Genomic DNA, 16334 nt, shown 5'->3' with positions numbered 1-16334 from the left:
AACCGGAAGATCAGCCTAACTCGGGGCGATGTCCGGCCTTCAGGCCGGGCAACGGCGACCGCGGCGCGGCCGGCCCGCGGGCGGGCGGGCGGTCAGACCCGCACGGCGTAACGGCGGACGCCGGCCTCGTCGTGGGCGTCGAGGACGCCCCGGTCGGCCAGGACGTCCAGGTGGGCCTCGATCTCCAGGACGGCCAGCATCCGGCTGAAGGCGTCCAGGTCGTCGAGCGAGCGCCTGCGGCGCGTCCACGGCATGGCGGCCGCGACCTCGAAGGCCGTCGTGTGGCCCGCGCGGACCTGCGCGGCCGCGGTGTCGAGCCGCTCGGCGTGATGCTCCAGCAGCTCGTCGACCCGGGTGTGCACGCTCGGCGTCACGGGGCCGTGCGCGGGCAGCAGCAGCGTGTCGGGCATGTCGCGGACCAGCCGCAGCGACTCGAGATAGCTGCGCAGCGGCTTGCGCTCCGGCTCGGTCTCCAGCCCGATCGACGGGGTGATGTGCGGCAGGACGTGGTCGCCGGCGAACAGCAGCCCCGCGTCCGCGTCCCGCAGGACGATGTGGCCGCGCGTGTGGCCCGGCGTGGCGAGCACGTCCAGGCCGCGCCCGGTCAGCCCGACGCGCTCCCCGTCGTCGAGCCACGCGTCCGGGAGGGTGTGCGGGACGTCCTGCTCGGACCGCTCAATGGGCATGGCCGCGATCTCGTCGGCGATCGCGGCGGCGCCGCAGCGGCGCAGCATGTCGACCTGGCGGGGGTGCAGGCCCCGGCGGACGTCGAACGCCTCGATCGACGTCCGCTCGCCGCGCCCGATCCGCACCCGCGTCCCGAACGACTCGCGCAGGGCGAGCGCCTGCGAGTAGTGGTCCCAGTGCGCGTGGGTGACGAGGAACTGCGCCACGTCGTCCAGCCCGTGGCCGAGCGTGCGCAGGGCACGTTCCAAGGACGTCCGCGTGTCCGGCATGGCCCAGCCGGAGTCCACGACGACGACGCCGTCGGCGTCCTCGATGACGTACACGTTGACCGCGTGCAGCGAGGGGATCGGCAGCGCCAGGGGGATCCGGTGAACCCCCGGCGCCACGAGATGCGCGCCCGGTTCGGTCCAGTCAGTCGGCTGCTCCACGACCGGTGCCGTCACCGCGCGCCCCCCGTTGTCGATCACACTTTCTGGAATTTCGTTCTACTAGAACGTACTTCATGCCGTACGTCCGGTTCGTGGCCGGGGCGGTGGGATGGGTCACCCGTGCCGCGCGTCCCGGTCGGCGGCCCGGCGCGCCTCCGCGGCCGCCCCCCGGGCCTCCCGCGCCGCATCCTCGGCGCGGGCGCGGTTCTGCTCGGCGCATTCGGCCCGCCGCGCCGCCGCGTCGCGCTCGGCGACCGCCCGCTCCAGCTCGTGCCGGAGCCGCCCCACCTCGGCGGACGCCTCGTCGGCCGCCCGCTTCGCCTCCTCGGCCCGCTCCCGGCGTTCGGCGAGCCTGCGGTCCGCCTCTTCGGCGCGCCGGCGCAGCGTCTCCGCGCGCCGTACCCGCGCCGCGCTGGTCCGGGTGACGTTCGAGCTCGGCCGCCGGGGTTCCTTCTCCTTCGCGGGCTTCCCGCCGGCGGGCTCCTTCTCTTCGGCAGGCGGCCTCTCCTTCTCCCTCTCCTTCTTCTTCTCCTTCTCGCCCGGCTTCGCGTGCTCCTCTTCGGCCCCCGGCGCCATGGGGAACCCGGCGGGGACGAAACCCGTGTGGCTGCGCGGCTGCGGCAGCCGTCCCTCCCGTACGTCCTCGGCGATGCCGGCGTCCACCGTGGCCGCCTGGAGGGTGTCCTCGACCTCGCGGAGGGCCTGCTCGCGCAGTGGACTGCCCGCGTCCGCGGCGAGTTCGCCCGCGGCGCGCACCAGCGACCTCACCAGGCGGGCCCGCCGCTGCTCCAGGTCTCCGAGCCCGCCGCCCGAGCCCCAGGCCGAGCGCAGCTCGTCCCCGACGTCCAGCAGCCGCCCCAGGTCACCGGCGGCCGAGCGGGCGAGGAGGTTCACCGCCCACGCCGACAGCGTCGGGCGCCGCAGCGCCCCGATCCGCTTGGCGAGCGGCGCGTCGCCCGCCGCCTTCGCGTCCTGGGCCAGGCGCTTGCGCGTCGCCACGAACTGCGCGGGCGGGACGCCGTAGAGCTCATCGGCCGCACTGGAGAAGTCCACGCCCTGTCTCTACCCGTTTCAGCGTGTGTCGAGGAAGCGGTCCAGGACCCTGGTCCCGAAGGCCAGGCCGTCCAGCGGCACCCGCTCGTCCACGCCGTGGAACATCCCGAGGTAGTCCAGGTCGGGGCCGAGCAGCAGCGGCGCGAAGCCGAAGCTCGCGATGCCGATCCGGTGGAACGCCTTGGCGTCGGTCCCGCCCGCCATCACGTACGGGACGGGACGCGCGGACGGGTCCTCGGCGCGGAGCGCGCCCGCGAGCGCCGCGAACGTCGGGCCGGACGCGTCGGCGGCCGGGGCCTCCTCGTAGTTGATGAACTCGCGGGTGACGCCCGGGCCGAGGAGCCGGTCGACGGTGGCGAGGAACTCCTCGCCCGTGCCGGGCAGGTAGCGCCCGTCGACCTGCGCGGTCGCCGTGTCCGGCACGACGTTGACCTTGTAGCCGGCGTCCAGCCGGGTCGGGTTGGCCGAGTTGCGGACCGTCCCGGCGAACAGGCGGCCGACGCCGCCGAGGCGCGCGGCCTCCTCGTCGATGCGGTCGTGGTCGATGGCGGTGCCGAGCGCGTCCGCGAGCCCGTCCAGCAGGGCCCGGACGCCCGGGGTCAGCCGGACGGGCCACCGGTGGGAGGCCAGCCGGGACACGGCGTGCGCGATCTCGGCGACGGCGTTGTCGGGCGCGGGCTTGGACCCGTGCCCGGCGGTGCCGCGCGCCGTCAGCCTCATCCAGGTCGTGCCGCGCTCCCCGGTCGCGATCGGGTAGATCCGCGTCCCGCCCGCGTCCACGCTGAACCCGCCGGACTCGCTGATCGCCTCGGTGCAGCCGTCGAAGAACCCCCGGTGTTCGCGCACGACGTACCGGGACCCGTAGTCGCCGGTGCACTCCTCGTCGGCGAGGAACGCCAGCACGAGGTCGCCGCGCGTGCGACGCCCCTCCCGCAGCCGCCGCCGGACGGTGGCGAGCGTCATCGCCAGGCTGCCCTTCATGTCGACCGCGCCGCGCCCCCACACGCACCCGTCGCGGACCTCGCCCGAGAACGGCGGGACGGCCCACCCGGACGGGTCGGCGGGCACCACGTCCAGATGCCCGTGGATCAGGAACGCGGGATGCGCGGGGTCGCCGCCGGGAATGCGGGCCAGCACGCTGGCGCGGCCGGGCGCGGACTCGACGATCTTCGGCTCGGCGCCCGCCTCGTCCAGCAGAGCGGCGACGTGCTCGGCGGCCGGCCGCTCCGGGCGGGCCACGCCCTCGCCCCGGTTCGTGGTGTCGAAGCGGATGAGATCGGCACAGATCGCGGCCGCCTCGGCCCCGCTCGGGTCGTCGCGCACCTTCACCCCCAGAAGCCGCTTTCGTAACAAACCTTCATTTTCGCCTCTCGCTGACCTCTGTCAATGGAAGATCAAGAACGTCTCGATCCGGTTTCGACTCCGTGAGCCCCGTACCCAAACGGTCACCGTGAGCAGACGCTGCGAGGAATCTAGGTGCCGCGGGCGGCCAAGCGCCCGCGGCGCGACGCAGCGACCGGGTCGAGGAGGACCATGTCAAGCCAGAGGGGTGCCGGAAGGGGTGTCCGCGGGAAGGTCGCGGGGCTCGCCGCGGTGGCGCTGGCCGCGTCGCTCGGCCTGTCGGCCTGCGGCGGCGACAGCGCCGGCGCGAGCGACGGCACGTTCACCGTGGGCCATTCCGAACCCGACCACCTGATGCCCGCCAACACCACGAGCAGCTACTCCTTCGACGTGATCACCGAGCTGTTCGACAATCTGATGACGCTCGACGCGGACGGCAAGGCCGTCCCGCTGGCCGCCCAGTCGGTCACCTCCGACGACCAGAAGGTCTGGACGATCAAGCTGAGGCCGGGGCAGAAGTTCCACAACGGCGAGCCGGTGACCGCGCAGAACTTCGCCGACGCCTGGAACCACGCCGCGTACGGGCCGAACGCGATGGGCGCCAACGACTACTTCTCGTCCATCGACGGGTACGACGCGATGAACCCCGAGGACGAGAACGCGAAGCCGGAGGCCGACACGCTGTCCGGGGTCGAGGTCGTCGACCAGAGCACGCTCAAGGTCACGCTCAGCGACCCGTTCAGCCCGTTCCCGCTCCTGCTCACCCACCCGGCGTACGCGCCGATGCCGAAGGCCGGGCTCAAGGACCCCAAGGCGTTCGACGAGCATCCGATCGGCAACGGCCCGTACATGATGGAGGGCGACTGGGAGCGCAACAAGCAGATCAAGCTCGTCGCGTTCCCCGGCTACACCGGGCCGCGCAAGCCCAAGAACAAGGGCGTGACCTGGAAGAGCTACTCCAGCGCCGACACCGCCTACACCGACCTGCGGGCCGGCCGGATCGACGTGCTGCAGACCATCCCGTCCGGCAAGGTGCCCGAGGCCAAGCGGGTGCTGGGCGACCGGTTCCTCGCCCGCAAGATGAGCACGACCGACTACCTGGGCTTCCCCCTGTTCGACAAGCGGTTCGCCGACCCGGACCTGCGCAAGGCGATCTCGATGGTCATCGACCGGGAGGGGATCAACAAGGCCGTCTACAACGGGGACTACTTCCCGGCCGACTCGCTGGTCCCGTCCATCATCCCCGGCCACCGCGACAACGCCTGCGGCGAGCTGTGCACCTACAACCCGGCCAAGGCCAAGCAGCTGTTCGACAAGGCCGGCGGGTTCGAGGGGACGATGGAGCTGTACTTCTCCAACTCGCAGCCGACCTACGCGCAGTGGATGCGGATCGTCGCGAACTCCCTGCGCGACAACCTCGGCATCCAGGACATCGAGTTCCGCCAGGTCCCCGCGTCCGACTACTTCTCCATGCTGCGGGAGCGCAAGGAGAAGGGCCCGTACCGGCAGAACTGGGAGGCGGACTTCCCGAGCCCGCAGAACTACCTGGAGAACATGTGGGGTTCGGACAACAACCGCATGGGCTGGACGAACAAGGAGTTCGACGACCTCATCGCCAAGGCCAACCGGACGGCGGACCAGCAGGAGGCCGCCAAGCTCTACAACCAGGCCGAGGACATCGCCATCCGGGAGATGCCGATGATCCCGCTGTGGACGTGGGCGGGCCAGGGCGGCCGGTCGGAGGACGTTGAGAACGTCAGGATCACCCCGTTCTCGACCGGCCTGGTCGCCACCGAAGTGACGGTGAAGTAGCCGGCGATGTGGCGTTACGTCCTCCGGCGGCTCCTGCAGGCGGTCCCGGTCTTCTTCGGCACCACGCTGCTGATCTACGCGATGGTGTTCGCGTTGCCGGGCGATCCGATCCAGGCGCTCGCCGGGGACAAGCCGGTCCCGGACAACGTCCTGCAGGAGCTCCGGGACCGGTACAACCTGAACGACCCGCTGCTGGTGCAGTACGCGAAGTACATGTGGGGTCTCGTCCAGGGCGACCTGGGCGAGAACTACACCGGGCAGAGCGTGTCGGAGATGCTCAGCGGGCGCTGGGCGGTGACCGCGCAGCTGGCGCTCACCGCGTGGATCTTCGAGCTGGCCATCGGGATCGTGCTCGGCGTGTGGGCGGGCCTGCGGCGCGGCAGGCTCGCCGACACCCTCGTCCTCGGCGGGACGACCCTGGTGATCGCGGTCCCGGTGTTCGTCCTCGGGTACATCGCGCAGATCGTCTTCGGCCTGCACTGGAGGATCTTCCCCACGGCCGGGACCGACGACGGGTGGCCGATGAGCTACCTGCTGCCCGGCATCGTGCTCGGCTCGCTCGGCCTGTCGTACGTGGCGCGGCTGACCCGGACGAGCCTGTCGGAGAACCTGCGGGCCGACTACGTCCGCACCGCCAATGCCAAGGGGCTGTCGCGGGCGCGGGTCGTCGGGCGGCATGCGCTGCGCAACTCGCTGATCCCGGTGGTGACCTACCTCGGCGTCGACTTCGGGAACCTGATGGGCGGCGCGATCGTGACCGAGGGCATCTTCAACCTGCCCGGCATCGGCCAGCAGGTGTTCCAGTCGATCCAGCTCAAGGAGGGGCCCGTCGTGGTCGGCGCGGTCACGGTCCTGGTGCTGATCTTCCTGCTGGTCAATCTCGTCGTGGACCTGCTGTACGGCGTCCTGGACCCGCGGATCAGGTACGAGTAGGGGGCCGGCGATGACGATGAAGGAGGCGGAGGCCGAGGCCGTCGCGGCCGCCGGCGGCGAGATCGGCAGAGCCTCGCTGTGGGACGACGCGTGGCGCGACCTGCGGCGCCGCTGGGTCTTCTGGGGCTCGGTGTCGATCCTCGCGGTGGTCGCGTCGATGGCGGCCTTCCCTGGCCTGTTCACCGGCCGCGCGGCCAACGAGGGCTGCGACCCGAACCTGTCCAAGCTGGGCCCGTCCGGCGACCACTGGTTCGGCACCGACCTCGCGGGCTGCGACTACTACGCGCACGTCGTGCACGGCGCCCGCCCGACGCTGCTGATCGGCGTCGCGGTCACGCTGTTCGCGCTGCTGATCGCGCTGGTGTTCGGGATGCTGGCGGGCTACTACGGCGGATTGCCGGACGCGCTGATCGCCCGGATCACCGACGTGTTCTTCGGGCTGCCGTTCGTGCTGGGCGGCACCGTGATCCTCGTCGCGTTCCCCGGGCACGGCGTCGGCGCGATGACGCTGGTGCTGGTGCTGCTCGGCTGGACGACGATGATCCGCATCATGCGGGGCCAGGTCATCTCCGTCCGCGACGCCGACTACGTGCAGGCCGCGCGGCTGCTCGGCGCGTCCGACCGGCGGATCATGCTGCGGCACATCCTGCCGAACGCGATCGCCCCGGTGATCGTGATCGCCACCCTCAACGTCGGCAACGTGATCGTGGGGGAGGCGACGCTGGACTTCCTCGGCGTCGGGCTGCAGTACCCGCAGGTCTCCTGGGGGCTCCAGCTCGGCCAGGCCAAGGACGTCTTCATGACCCACCCGCATCTGCTGGTCTTCCCCGCGGCGTTCCTGTCGGCGACGGTGCTGAGCTTCCTGCTGCTCGGCGACGCCGTCCGCGACGCCCTCGACCCGAAGCTGCGGTGACCGATGACCGGAGGCATCACATGACGGCGGACCTGAAAGACGACCCGGTTCCCGCGCCCCGCCCGGACGCGCCGCTCCTCGCCGTCGACGACCTGCACGTCAGTTTCCGGATGCGCGGCCAGGACGTGCACGCGGTGAACGGGCTGTCGTACACCCTCGCCGAGGGGGAGACGGTCGCGATCCTCGGCGAGTCGGGGTCGGGCAAGAGCGTCGCGGCCCAGGCCGTCATGGGCATCCTCGACGTCCCGCCCGCCCGGATCGGCCGGGGGTCGGTGCGCCTGCGCGGCGAGGAGCTGCTGAGCCTGCCCGAGCGGCGCCGCCGCGACTACCGCGGCGACCGCATCTCCATGATCTTCCAGGACGCGCTGACCGCGCTGAACCCGGTGTTCACCGTCGGCGACCAGATCCGCGAGATGTACCGGGTGCGCCGCGGCCTCGGCCGCCGGGAGGCCAGGGACCGGGCGGTCGAGCTGATGGACCGGGTCGGGATCCCGTCGGCCGCGCGGCGGCTCGGCGACTACCCGCACCAGTTCTCCGGCGGCATGCGCCAGCGCATCATGATCGCGATGGCGCTGGCGCTGGAACCGGACGTGCTGATCGCCGACGAGCCGACCACCGCCCTCGACGTGACCGTGCAGGCGCAGGTCATGCGGCTGCTGGCCGGGCTCCAGGAGGAGATGGGCATGGGCATGGTGCTCATCACCCACGATCTCGGCGTCGTCGCCGGCGTGGCCGACCGGATCGTCGTCATGTACGCCGGGTCGGTCGCCGAGCAGGCGCCCGCCCGGGCGCTGTACGCGCGGCCCGCGCACCCCTACACGCGCGGGCTGCTGGCGTCGGTGCCGCGCCTCGACCGGCGCGGGGGACCGCTCGTCCCGATCAGGGGGGCGCCGCCGGACCCCGCCGCGCTGCCGTCCGGCTGCCCTTTCCGGCCGCGCTGCCCGCGCGCGGAGGCGATCTGCTCGGCCGAGAGGCCGCCGCCGGTCACCGTCGCGCCCGGCCACACCGCCGCCTGCCATTTCGCCGAGGAGGTCCACGGTGCCGGACCCGAGTGAGGGCGCGCCCCGGCGGGACGCCCCGATCCTCCAGGTGGAGGGGCTCGTCAAGCACTACCCGGTGACCCGCGGCGTGCTGTTCAAACGCGCGGTCGGGCATGTCAGGGCCGTGGACGGCGTCGACCTGGAACTGCGCCGCGGCGAGACCCTCGGCGTCGTCGGCGAGTCCGGGTGCGGGAAGTCGTCGCTGGCCAGGCTGCTGCTCGCGGCCGAACGCCCCACGGCCGGGACGGTCCGCTTCGACGGCCGCGACGTCTTCGCCCTGCCGAAACCCGAGCTGCGGGCGCTGCGCCGCCGGATCCAGATGGTGCTCCAGGACCCCTACTCGTCCCTCAACCCCCGCATGACGGTCGGCGACATCGTGGGGGAGCCCTTCGCGATCCACCCCGAGGTGGCCCCGAAGGGCGAGCGGCGGGCGCGCGTCCAGGAACTGCTGGAGCTCGTCGGCCTCGACCCCGGTCACGTCAGCCGGTACCCCCACCAGTTCTCCGGCGGGCAGCGGCAGCGCGTCGGGATCGCCCGCGCCCTCGCGCTGCACCCCGACGTGATCGTGTGCGACGAGCCGGTGTCGGCGCTGGACGTCTCCGTCCAGGCGCAGGTCATGAACCTGCTCGCCGAGCTGCAGCGGGAACTGGGCCTGGCGTACGTGTTCATCGCGCACGACCTGGCCGCCGTCCGCCACATCTCCGACCGCATCGCCGTGATGTATCTGGGGAAGGTCGTCGAGACCGGCGACGAGCACCAGATCTACGAGCATCCCACCCACCCGTACACGCAGGCGCTGCTGTCGGCCGTGCCGGTGCCCGACCCGGACGCGCCCGGGCTGTCCGGCCAGATCCGGCTCGAGGGGGAGCCTCCGTCGCCGCTGCACCCGCCGTCCGGCTGCCGGTTCCGGACCCGCTGCTGGAAGGCCCGGGACGTGTGCGCGGAACGGGAGCCGGGCCTGGAGGAACGGGACGGCTCCGCCCACCCCAGCGCCTGCCATTTCGCGGCCGAGGAGGCCCTCACCGAACAAACCTGACGTTCCGCCGGTACTCCGCAAAGGGTTCCGTAGGGTGGTGGCCATGGCGCGCAAGGGCAGGCACGGTCCCCGGCCGAACACCTACAGGATCGACGGCGGGGAAGCCGAGCTGCTGCGGGACGCCGACCGCGACGGCGGCTGGATGCTGCTCGTCGGCGGCGTGCCCCAGTCGTACGTCCACCTGTCCGACCCCACCTACCTCGACTTCGAGTACATGCGCCTCATGGGCGACGTGGTCGACTCCCTCGGCGTGGAAGGCCAGGCGTTCGACGCGGTCCACATCGGCGGCGCCGGCTGCACGCTGCCCCGCTACATCGCCGCGACCCGGCCCGGGTCCCGGCAGATCGTCCTGGAACCGGACGCGGAGCTGGTCCGGGTCGTCCGCGAGCAGCTTCCGGTCAAGGGGATCCCCGGCCTGCGGATCCGGGTCACCGACGGGCGGACGGGGATCGCGGCGCTCGCCGACGAGGCCGACGACCTGGTGGTGATGGACGCGTTCGCCGAGGCGTCGATGCCGCCCGAGCTCGCGACCCGCGAGTTCGTGCTGGACGCCGCGCGGGTGCTGCGGCCCCGGGGCGTCTACATGGTCAACGTCGCCGACGGGTTCCGGCTGCCGTTCGCCCGGAGGGTCGCCGCCACCGTGCGGTCGGTGTTCCGGCACACGCTGCTGATGGGCGACCCTGGCGTGCTGCGGGGCCGCCGGTTCGGCAACCTGATCGTGGCCGGGTCGCGGGAACCGCTTCCGGCGGCCGAGCTGACGCGCCGCGCGGCGGGCGGCATCGTGCGGGCCCGGCTGCTGGAGGGCGGCGACCTCGCCGCGTTCTGCGCGGGCGCCGCGCCGCTGCGCGACGGCGAGGAGATCGTCGCGCCCGTCCCGCCGCCGCAGGTCTTCGGGAGGTCCTGATGGAGACCGGGCCGATGGCGGCGGACGAGGCCGCGGAGTTCGAGGCGATGCGGCCGAGGCTGACGGGCATCGCCTACCGGATGCTCGGCGAGGTCCAGGAGGCCGAGGACGCGGTGCAGGACGCGTTCCTGCGGTGGAACGGCGCCGACCGGGCCGCCGTCGAGGAGCCGCGGGCCTGGCTGACCAAGGTCGTCACGAACCTGTGCCTGAACCGGCTGACCTCCGCGCGGGCCCGCCGCGAGTCCTACATCGGGCCGTGGCTGCCCGAGCCGGTGCCGGCCGCCGCGCCGGGCGGGCCGCCGGGGCCGCTGGAGCCGCTGGAGACCGTCCAGCAGCGCGACTCGGTGTCGCTGGCGCTGCTGACGCTGATGGAGTCGCTCACCCCCGCCGAACGGGCGGTGTTCGTCCTGCGGGAGGCGTTCGGCTACCCGCACCGGCAGATCGCGGACATCCTGGAGGTGTCGGAGGCGTCGAGCCGGCAGCTGCACCGCCGTGCCCGGCAGCGGGTCGCGTCCGCCGAGCGCCGGTTCGCGCCGGGGAACGCGGAGTGGCGCCGGCTCGTCGAGAGGTTCCTGGACGCGGCGATGCGCGGGAACATGTCGGGGCTGGAGCAGGTCCTCGCCGAGGACGTCGTGTCCTGGTCCGACGGCGGCGGCAAGGTCAGCGCCGCCCGCCTGCCCATCACCGGCCGCGCCCGGGTGGCGCGCTTCCTGATCGGCCTCGCCCGCCGCGGGGAGGAGTTGGCGCCCGGCCGGGTCGCCACCACGGTCGAGGAGGTCAACGGCGTCCCGGCGGTCGTCGTACGGATCCGCGGCGCGCTCTACGGGATCCTGGTGCCGGAGGTCTCCGGGGACCGGATCACCAGCCTGTTCGTCGTCGTCAATCCCGGAAAGCTCGCCTTCGCCGACCGGGCGCTGTCACGTTCCGGGGAGTCGTCCGGTCCGTCCTGATGGGAAGGGTCCCGATGGACGGGCGGGACCCGAGGTGAAGGAGGAAACGATGATTCTCGTGACCGGGGCGAGCGGCACGCTGGGCCGCCCCCTCACCCGCATGCTGGCCGAGGCGGGGGCGGACGTGCACGGGCTGAGCCGCCGCACCCGGGAGCCGGAGGACGGCGTGACCTGGCACAAGGGCGACCTGTCCACCGGTGAGGGCGTCGACGCGGCCGTCGCCGGCGCCGAGACGATCGTGCACTGCGCCAGCGACCCGTTCCACCCCAAGCGGGACCTGCCCGCCGCGCGCCTGCTGATCGAGGCCGCCCGCAAGCAGGGCGCCCCCCACCTGATCTACATCTCCATCGTGGGCGTGGACAAGATCCCCTACGGCTACTACCGGACTAAGCACGCGGTGGAGAGGCTCATCGAGGACTCCGGGCTGCCGTACACGATCCTGCGGACCACGCAGTTCCACACGCTCCCGGACATGGTCCTGAACGTCCTCACGAAGATCCCCGGCGTCATCGTGCTCCCGAGGGGGCTGCGCGACCAGCCGATCGACGTCGGCGAGGTCGCCGAGCGGCTCGCGGAGCTGGCCCTCGCCGGCGGGCCCGCGCGGCGGGTCGGCGACATGGGCGGCCCGGAGGTGCTGACGTTGGAGGAGATGGCCGGGGCGTATCTGCGGGCCCGGGGGCTGCGGCGGCCCGTCCGGGTGCCGCTGCCGCTGCCCGGAAAGGCGGGCCGCGGATTTCGGGCAGGCCATCACCTGGCGCCCGGCCACGCCGTGGGGGAGCGGACCTGGCGGCAATTCCTGGAGGAACGCCACACGCGTTCCTGACGGGGCGGGATTCCGGTCCGGTTTCCCGCGCCGTATCGCCCGCATCGCGGCCCGCGATGTCCCATAATCGAGCGATGGAGTCGTCCACCCGAATTCTGATTCTCGGCATGGATTCGTCGGGGAGAATACTCCAGTTCGACCGAAATGCCGCCGCCGTTCTCGCCCCGAAGGGCGACGACCTGCAGGGCGCCCACCTCGACGAGGTGATCCCCGGGGCACGGGAGCCGCTGCTGGAGGCGATCAAGGCCGGGCGGGAGCGCACCGCCATGCTCGCCGTGGAGAACCCGGAGGGCCGCACGCTCGACGCGGTCGTCACCGTCCACCCCATGAGCGGCGGCGCGCCCGACGTCGTGGCGCTCGCCGTCGTCCGGGTGCCGGTGCCGCTCGCCGACAGGTTCGTCGACCCCGCCGTCATCCGCAGGGCGCTGCTGGACGACGCGCTCCCGCGGATCGGCTCCACGCTCGACCTCGAAATGCTCGCGCGCGGCCTGATGGACGTGCTCGTCCCGCACTTCTGCAACTCCGGCGCCCTGCTCCTGCTGGAAAGGCACATCGACGCGGACGAGCCGCCGGACGGCCCGGATGGCCCGCAGATGCGCCGCATGGCGATCGGGTTCGACGACGACGACCCCGCCTGGGACGCGACGTTCCCCACCGGGGAGTCGCTCGTCTACCCGGAGGGCACCCCGCACGCGCTGTGCATGGCCTCGGGCGAGCCGGTGCTGCGCGCCCTCGGCGACGAGGGCGCGGCCGAGCTCGCGGCCGGGTGGCGCCGGCCGCCGGTCGCCGACCTGCTCAAGGGCGCCTCGCTGCTGCTGCTGCCGATCGCGTCCGCGGCGGGCGACCTCGGGTTCTTCGTCTGCACCCGCAACTTCGCGCACCGCCCGTTCGACGCCTACGACGTCGAGATCGGGATGGAGTTCGCCCATCGGGCCTCCATCTTCATCGAGAGCGCCCGGCAGTACTCGCGGGAACGCGCCACCGCCCTCACCCTGCAGCGCAGCCTCCTGCCGACCGGGCTGTCGGCGCCGTCGCCGGTCGAGGTGCACCACCGCTACCTGCCGGGCAGCCGCCTCATCGAGGTCGGCGGCGACTGGTACGAGTCGATCGCGCTGCCGGGCGCGCGGGTCGCGCTGGTCGTCGGGGACGTCGCCGGGCACGGGGTGAAGGCCGCCGTCACCATGGGGCGGCTCCGCACCGCCATCCACACCCTCGCCGGACTCGAACTTCCGCCCGCCGAAGCCCTCGAACGGCTCGACTCGCTGATGCGGACGCTCGGTGAGCGGGAGCCGCACTTCGCCACCTGCGCCTACGTCGTCTACGACGCGGTCAGCGGGCGGTGCGAGGTCGCCAGCGCCGGGCATCTGCCCCCGCTGCTCGCCCCGCCCGGCGCCGCCTCGGAGTACCTCCCGGTGCCGCCCGCGCCGCCGCTCGGCGTCGGCGGCGACGGCCCGATCGTCAGCCGCGAGTTCACCGTCGAGGACGGGACGCTGCTGTTCCTCTACACCGACGGGCTGGTGGAGAACCGGGCCCGCGACATCGACGACGGGCTGGCGCGGCTGCAGGCCACCTTCGGTCCCGGCGCCGCGGCCCGCCCGCTGGAGGACCTGTGCCAGGCGGCGCTCGACGGCGTCTACGACGACCAGCACCGCGACGACATCGCGATGCTCGTCGCCCGGCTGGCGCGCATCCCCGCCGACCACCACGCCACCTGGGAACTGCCCGCCGAGCCCGCCGCCGTCCGCCGCGCCCGCGGCCTCATCCGCGACCGGCTCGCCCGCTGGGATCTCGACGACATGGCCCACTCCACCATGCTGCTGGCGTCCGAGCTGGTCACCAACGCGATCCGGCACGCGGGCGGGCGGATCACGCTGCGGCTGGTGCGGGAGGGCGGGCTGGTCTGCGAGGTCTTCGACTCCTCCGACGGCCGTCCCCGGATCCGGCACCACGACGACGAGGACGACATGATCGAGTCGGGCCGGGGCCTGCACGTCGTGGGGCGGCTGGCGCAGCGCTGGGGCGTGCGCCGCACGGTGGGCGGCAAGGTCGTCTGGTGCGAGCAGGACCTGCCCTGACCCGTCGGCCCGATCGGCGCAGGGGTCAGCGCAGCACCGAGATGTGAACGTGGTCGTAGTGGTTCTGGGTGAGGCTCCCGCGGTTCTCCATCGGGCGCCAGCCGCCGCCGCGCACGTTCCAGATGTGCTGTTTCCAGATGACGTAGGAGACCCCGAGCCGGCGCGCGTTCTGGACGGCGTACGCCGCGACCTGGTCGCCGTGCCGCAGCGCGCTGGCGGTCGGCATCCGCCCGCCGGTGCTCTCCATGAAGTCGCAGGCGCGGCCGTCGCCGTGGTCCTGCGCGTCGGCGGTGGAGCGGTAGCAGCCGATCACCGGGAACGGCCCGAACAGCTTGGCGATCTCCAGGACCAGGGCGCGCATCGTCGGCGTCATCCGGTTCCCGGTGATCGGGGTCGAGGCGCCCGTCACCCCGTCCGGCCGCCCGGTCAGCCGCGGCCGTCCCTTCTGCTCGGCGGTCCTGGCCGGGGTCCGCGGCGGCGCCAGCGCCGCCACCTTCGTGCCCGGCGGCAGGATCTTCTTCAGCCGCGCCACCAGCTTGCCGGTGTCGGCCTTCGGGGCGCTGATGACCAGGCCGTTCCCGTCCGGCATGCCGAGCGCCCTGGCCTGCTCGCGGGACACGACCGCGTCGATGTCGCCGATGCCCATCGAGGCGTAGGCGCCGACGCGCACCCGGCCGGAGCGTTCGCTGCTGCCCGCGGGCACCACCGCGCCGAGCGGCAGCGTCCCGTCGCGGCCCTGCTCGAAGGACAGGGCCAGGCCGCCGGACGCGATGGTCTGCCACAACTGGTCGGATTCGGCCGTCGCCGCGGGCGCGAACGCCCGGAACTTCGACGGGTTCACGCCGAGGAGCCCCATCCGGCGCCCGCCGACCCTGGCCCGCGCGGCGTCGACGACCGTCACCCCCGCGACGCCCTTGAGCGCCTTGGTGCGCTCGACGGCGCCGGGCGGGAGCGGGGACGTCCCGGCGACGAGCAGATGCGGCGTGTAACGGCGGGTCAGCGGCGCGACCGCCGGGGCCCGCGGCGCCGAACCGCGGTCGACCGACACCAGGTCTTCAGCCCGCGGGGCCTCCTCGCCGGAACGCTCCGCGACGAGGACCGTCACGTCGGCCGCCAGCGTCAGCGCGACGGCCGCCGCGATGACGGCGGGCAGCGTCCTCCCGCGCGCGGTCAGTCCCACCAGAAGGACCATCTGGTCTTGCCGCGGATCTCCTCGGCGTAGCCGGCGAGGCTGCCGGGCCCCTGGAACAGGATGTCGGGGCAGAACGTCCAGTGCTCGGCGGCGACGTGGACGGCGTGCCGTGTGGTGACCGGTGGCGCGGCGACGCTGACCTCCAGGGTGTTGAATCCGAGCCCGACGACGCGGGCGCCGAAGCGTTCCTCCCAGCTCCGCAGGACGGCCGCGAGCGGCGCCGTCCACTCGTTGTGGTTGAGGGCGCCCTGCCAGCCGGTGACGGCGAGGGCGTCGGCGCCCCGGTCCACCGCGGCCAGGCCCAGCGACATGCCCCGCCCGGCGAGGGCGCGGGCGAACCGGTCGGCCACGGCGCCGGGGTCGTCGACCGGGACGCCGGGCGGGGCGAGGCCGGGGCAGTGCCGCCCGAAGGGGGCGAGGTCGTCGAGATCCTCGTCGGCCGCCTGCTCCGCCCAGTCGGCCCACACCTCGGACATGAACGCGTGGGGATGGTACTGGCCGATCTCGGCCGCCGGCTCGGGCGCGATCTGGCCGGACGCCCAGGGCTGGTCGCTCTCGTCCATCAGCAGCGGCCAGAGGCCCGACCGGGGATGCTCGGCGCGCAGCCCGCACCACAACTCCCCGTGGACGGGCTCGTCGCTGAGCCAGAACGCGGGACGCATGAGCAGCCGCCGCTGCGGGTAGCCGGGATCGGGCCACACCAGGTCGCCCTCGGGCAGCGGCACCGACAACGCCCGCCCGGCCGGGCCGCCGGCCCCGCCGCCGTCGACGCCGCCTTCGACGCCGTCGTCGAACAGCCGCGGCAGATCGCCCGGCAGGTGCCGGACCTCCACATCATCCATTTCACGCCGTTCCGGTACAGAGCATGCCAGTGGCGATCGTAACGGCGGCGGGGGCGCCCTGGGGGACGAGCGGTGCGGTTCGATCGTCCCGGCAGGGCGTCCGGCGGTCCGCGGCTCACTGCTCGCGGCGGCGCCGGAGCACGAAGTCGGCCACGATGGCGATCGCGGCGACGCCGAAGACGACGCTGAGCGCGATTCCGATCCAGGTGTCCGGCATGACCGTGTTCGACAGGACGTTGAGGGCGACGAGAATGCCGACCAGGGTCCAGCGGGTGGAATTGCTCATGATCTTCGCCTTTCGAAGG

15 protein-coding genes are annotated in these 16334 nt (G+C 73.2%); 9 read left to right on the top strand and 6 right to left on the bottom strand.

All coding sequences use genetic code 11. From position 1 onward, the window contains the following. Positions 1-92: 92 nt before the first annotated feature. The 3 genes from AB0C35_RS29830 to AB0C35_RS29820 form a co-directional block, all read right to left on the bottom strand. The gene (locus tag AB0C35_RS29830) at positions 93-1130 is read right to left on the bottom strand and encodes an MBL fold metallo-hydrolase (protein ID WP_358462844.1); all 1038 of its coding nucleotides are present in this window, start codon (positions 1128-1130) and stop codon (positions 93-95) included. A gap of 99 nt (positions 1131-1229) precedes the next feature. Then, on the bottom strand, positions 1230-2168 hold the full coding sequence (locus AB0C35_RS29825) for a hypothetical protein (protein WP_358462841.1): 939 nt from the start codon (positions 2166-2168) through the stop codon (positions 1230-1232). 18 nt (positions 2169-2186) lie between these two features. Further along, on the bottom strand, positions 2187-3491 hold the full coding sequence (locus AB0C35_RS29820) for a M20/M25/M40 family metallo-hydrolase (protein ID WP_358462839.1): 1305 nt from the start codon (positions 3489-3491) through the stop codon (positions 2187-2189). A 210-nt stretch (positions 3492-3701) separates the two neighbouring features. Between AB0C35_RS29820 and AB0C35_RS29815 the strand changes: the two genes are divergently transcribed. The 9 genes from AB0C35_RS29815 (at position 3702) to AB0C35_RS29775 (ending at position 13995) form a co-directional block, all read left to right on the top strand. Next, positions 3702-5321: an ABC transporter substrate-binding protein gene (locus tag AB0C35_RS29815; RefSeq protein ID WP_358462836.1), complete on the top strand. Its 1620-nt coding sequence runs from the start codon at positions 3702-3704 to the stop codon at positions 5319-5321. 6 nt (positions 5322-5327) lie between these two features. Next, positions 5328-6254: an ABC transporter permease gene (locus AB0C35_RS29810; protein ID WP_358462833.1), complete on the top strand. Its 927-nt coding sequence runs from the start codon at positions 5328-5330 to the stop codon at positions 6252-6254. 10 nt (positions 6255-6264) lie between these two features. Next, complete coding sequence (locus tag AB0C35_RS29805; protein WP_358462830.1) at positions 6265-7167, top strand: ABC transporter permease; 903 nt, start codon at positions 6265-6267, stop codon at positions 7165-7167. Between the two features lie 20 nt (positions 7168-7187). Then, complete coding sequence (locus tag AB0C35_RS29800) at positions 7188-8222, top strand: ABC transporter ATP-binding protein (protein WP_358462827.1); 1035 nt, start codon at positions 7188-7190, stop codon at positions 8220-8222. Continuing rightward, positions 8206-9243 (top strand): dipeptide ABC transporter ATP-binding protein, encoded by a 1038-nt coding sequence (locus AB0C35_RS29795; RefSeq protein WP_358462824.1) that lies wholly within the window; start codon positions 8206-8208, stop codon positions 9241-9243. Before AB0C35_RS29800 ends, AB0C35_RS29795 begins: the two co-directional genes overlap by 17 nt. 43 nt (positions 9244-9286) lie before the next feature. Next, positions 9287-10147, top strand: a complete 861-nt coding sequence (locus AB0C35_RS29790) for a fused MFS/spermidine synthase (RefSeq protein ID WP_358462821.1) — start codon at positions 9287-9289, stop codon at positions 10145-10147. After that, positions 10147-11097: an RNA polymerase sigma-70 factor gene (locus AB0C35_RS29785; protein WP_358462818.1), complete on the top strand. Its 951-nt coding sequence runs from the start codon at positions 10147-10149 to the stop codon at positions 11095-11097. Before AB0C35_RS29790 ends, AB0C35_RS29785 begins: the two co-directional genes overlap by 1 nt. A 49-nt stretch (positions 11098-11146) precedes the next feature. Next, on the top strand, positions 11147-11920 hold the full coding sequence (locus tag AB0C35_RS29780) for an SDR family oxidoreductase (protein WP_358462815.1): 774 nt from the start codon (positions 11147-11149) through the stop codon (positions 11918-11920). Between the two features lie 74 nt (positions 11921-11994). Next, positions 11995-13995: an ATP-binding SpoIIE family protein phosphatase gene (locus AB0C35_RS29775; RefSeq protein WP_358462812.1), complete on the top strand. Its 2001-nt coding sequence runs from the start codon at positions 11995-11997 to the stop codon at positions 13993-13995. 25 nt (positions 13996-14020) lie between these two features. Here AB0C35_RS29775 and AB0C35_RS29770 read toward each other — a convergent pair whose 3' ends face one another. From AB0C35_RS29770 to AB0C35_RS29760, 3 genes are all read right to left on the bottom strand, one after another. Continuing rightward, a complete protein-coding gene (locus AB0C35_RS29770) occupies positions 14021-15175 on the bottom strand; it encodes a hypothetical protein (protein ID WP_358462809.1) in 1155 nt (384 codons plus the stop codon). Further along, positions 15166-16029 carry a DUF4253 domain-containing protein gene (locus AB0C35_RS29765; protein WP_358462806.1) on the bottom strand — a complete coding sequence of 288 codons (864 nt, stop codon included), beginning with the start codon at positions 16027-16029 and terminating at the stop codon, positions 15166-15168. The genes AB0C35_RS29770 and AB0C35_RS29765 overlap by 10 nt, the downstream gene beginning before the upstream one ends. 115 nt (positions 16030-16144) lie before the next feature. After that, complete coding sequence (locus AB0C35_RS29760) at positions 16145-16315, bottom strand: hypothetical protein (RefSeq protein ID WP_358462803.1); 171 nt, start codon at positions 16313-16315, stop codon at positions 16145-16147. Between the last annotated feature and the right edge of the window lie 19 nt (positions 16316-16334).

Origin of the sequence: Spirillospora sp. NPDC048819 (assembly GCF_040650055.1) — a bacterium.
Lineage (GTDB): Bacteria > Actinomycetota > Actinomycetes > Streptosporangiales > Streptosporangiaceae > Spirillospora.
The sequence above is the reverse complement of the archived record's forward strand: the minus strand, read 5'-3'. Positions and strand labels throughout refer to the sequence as shown.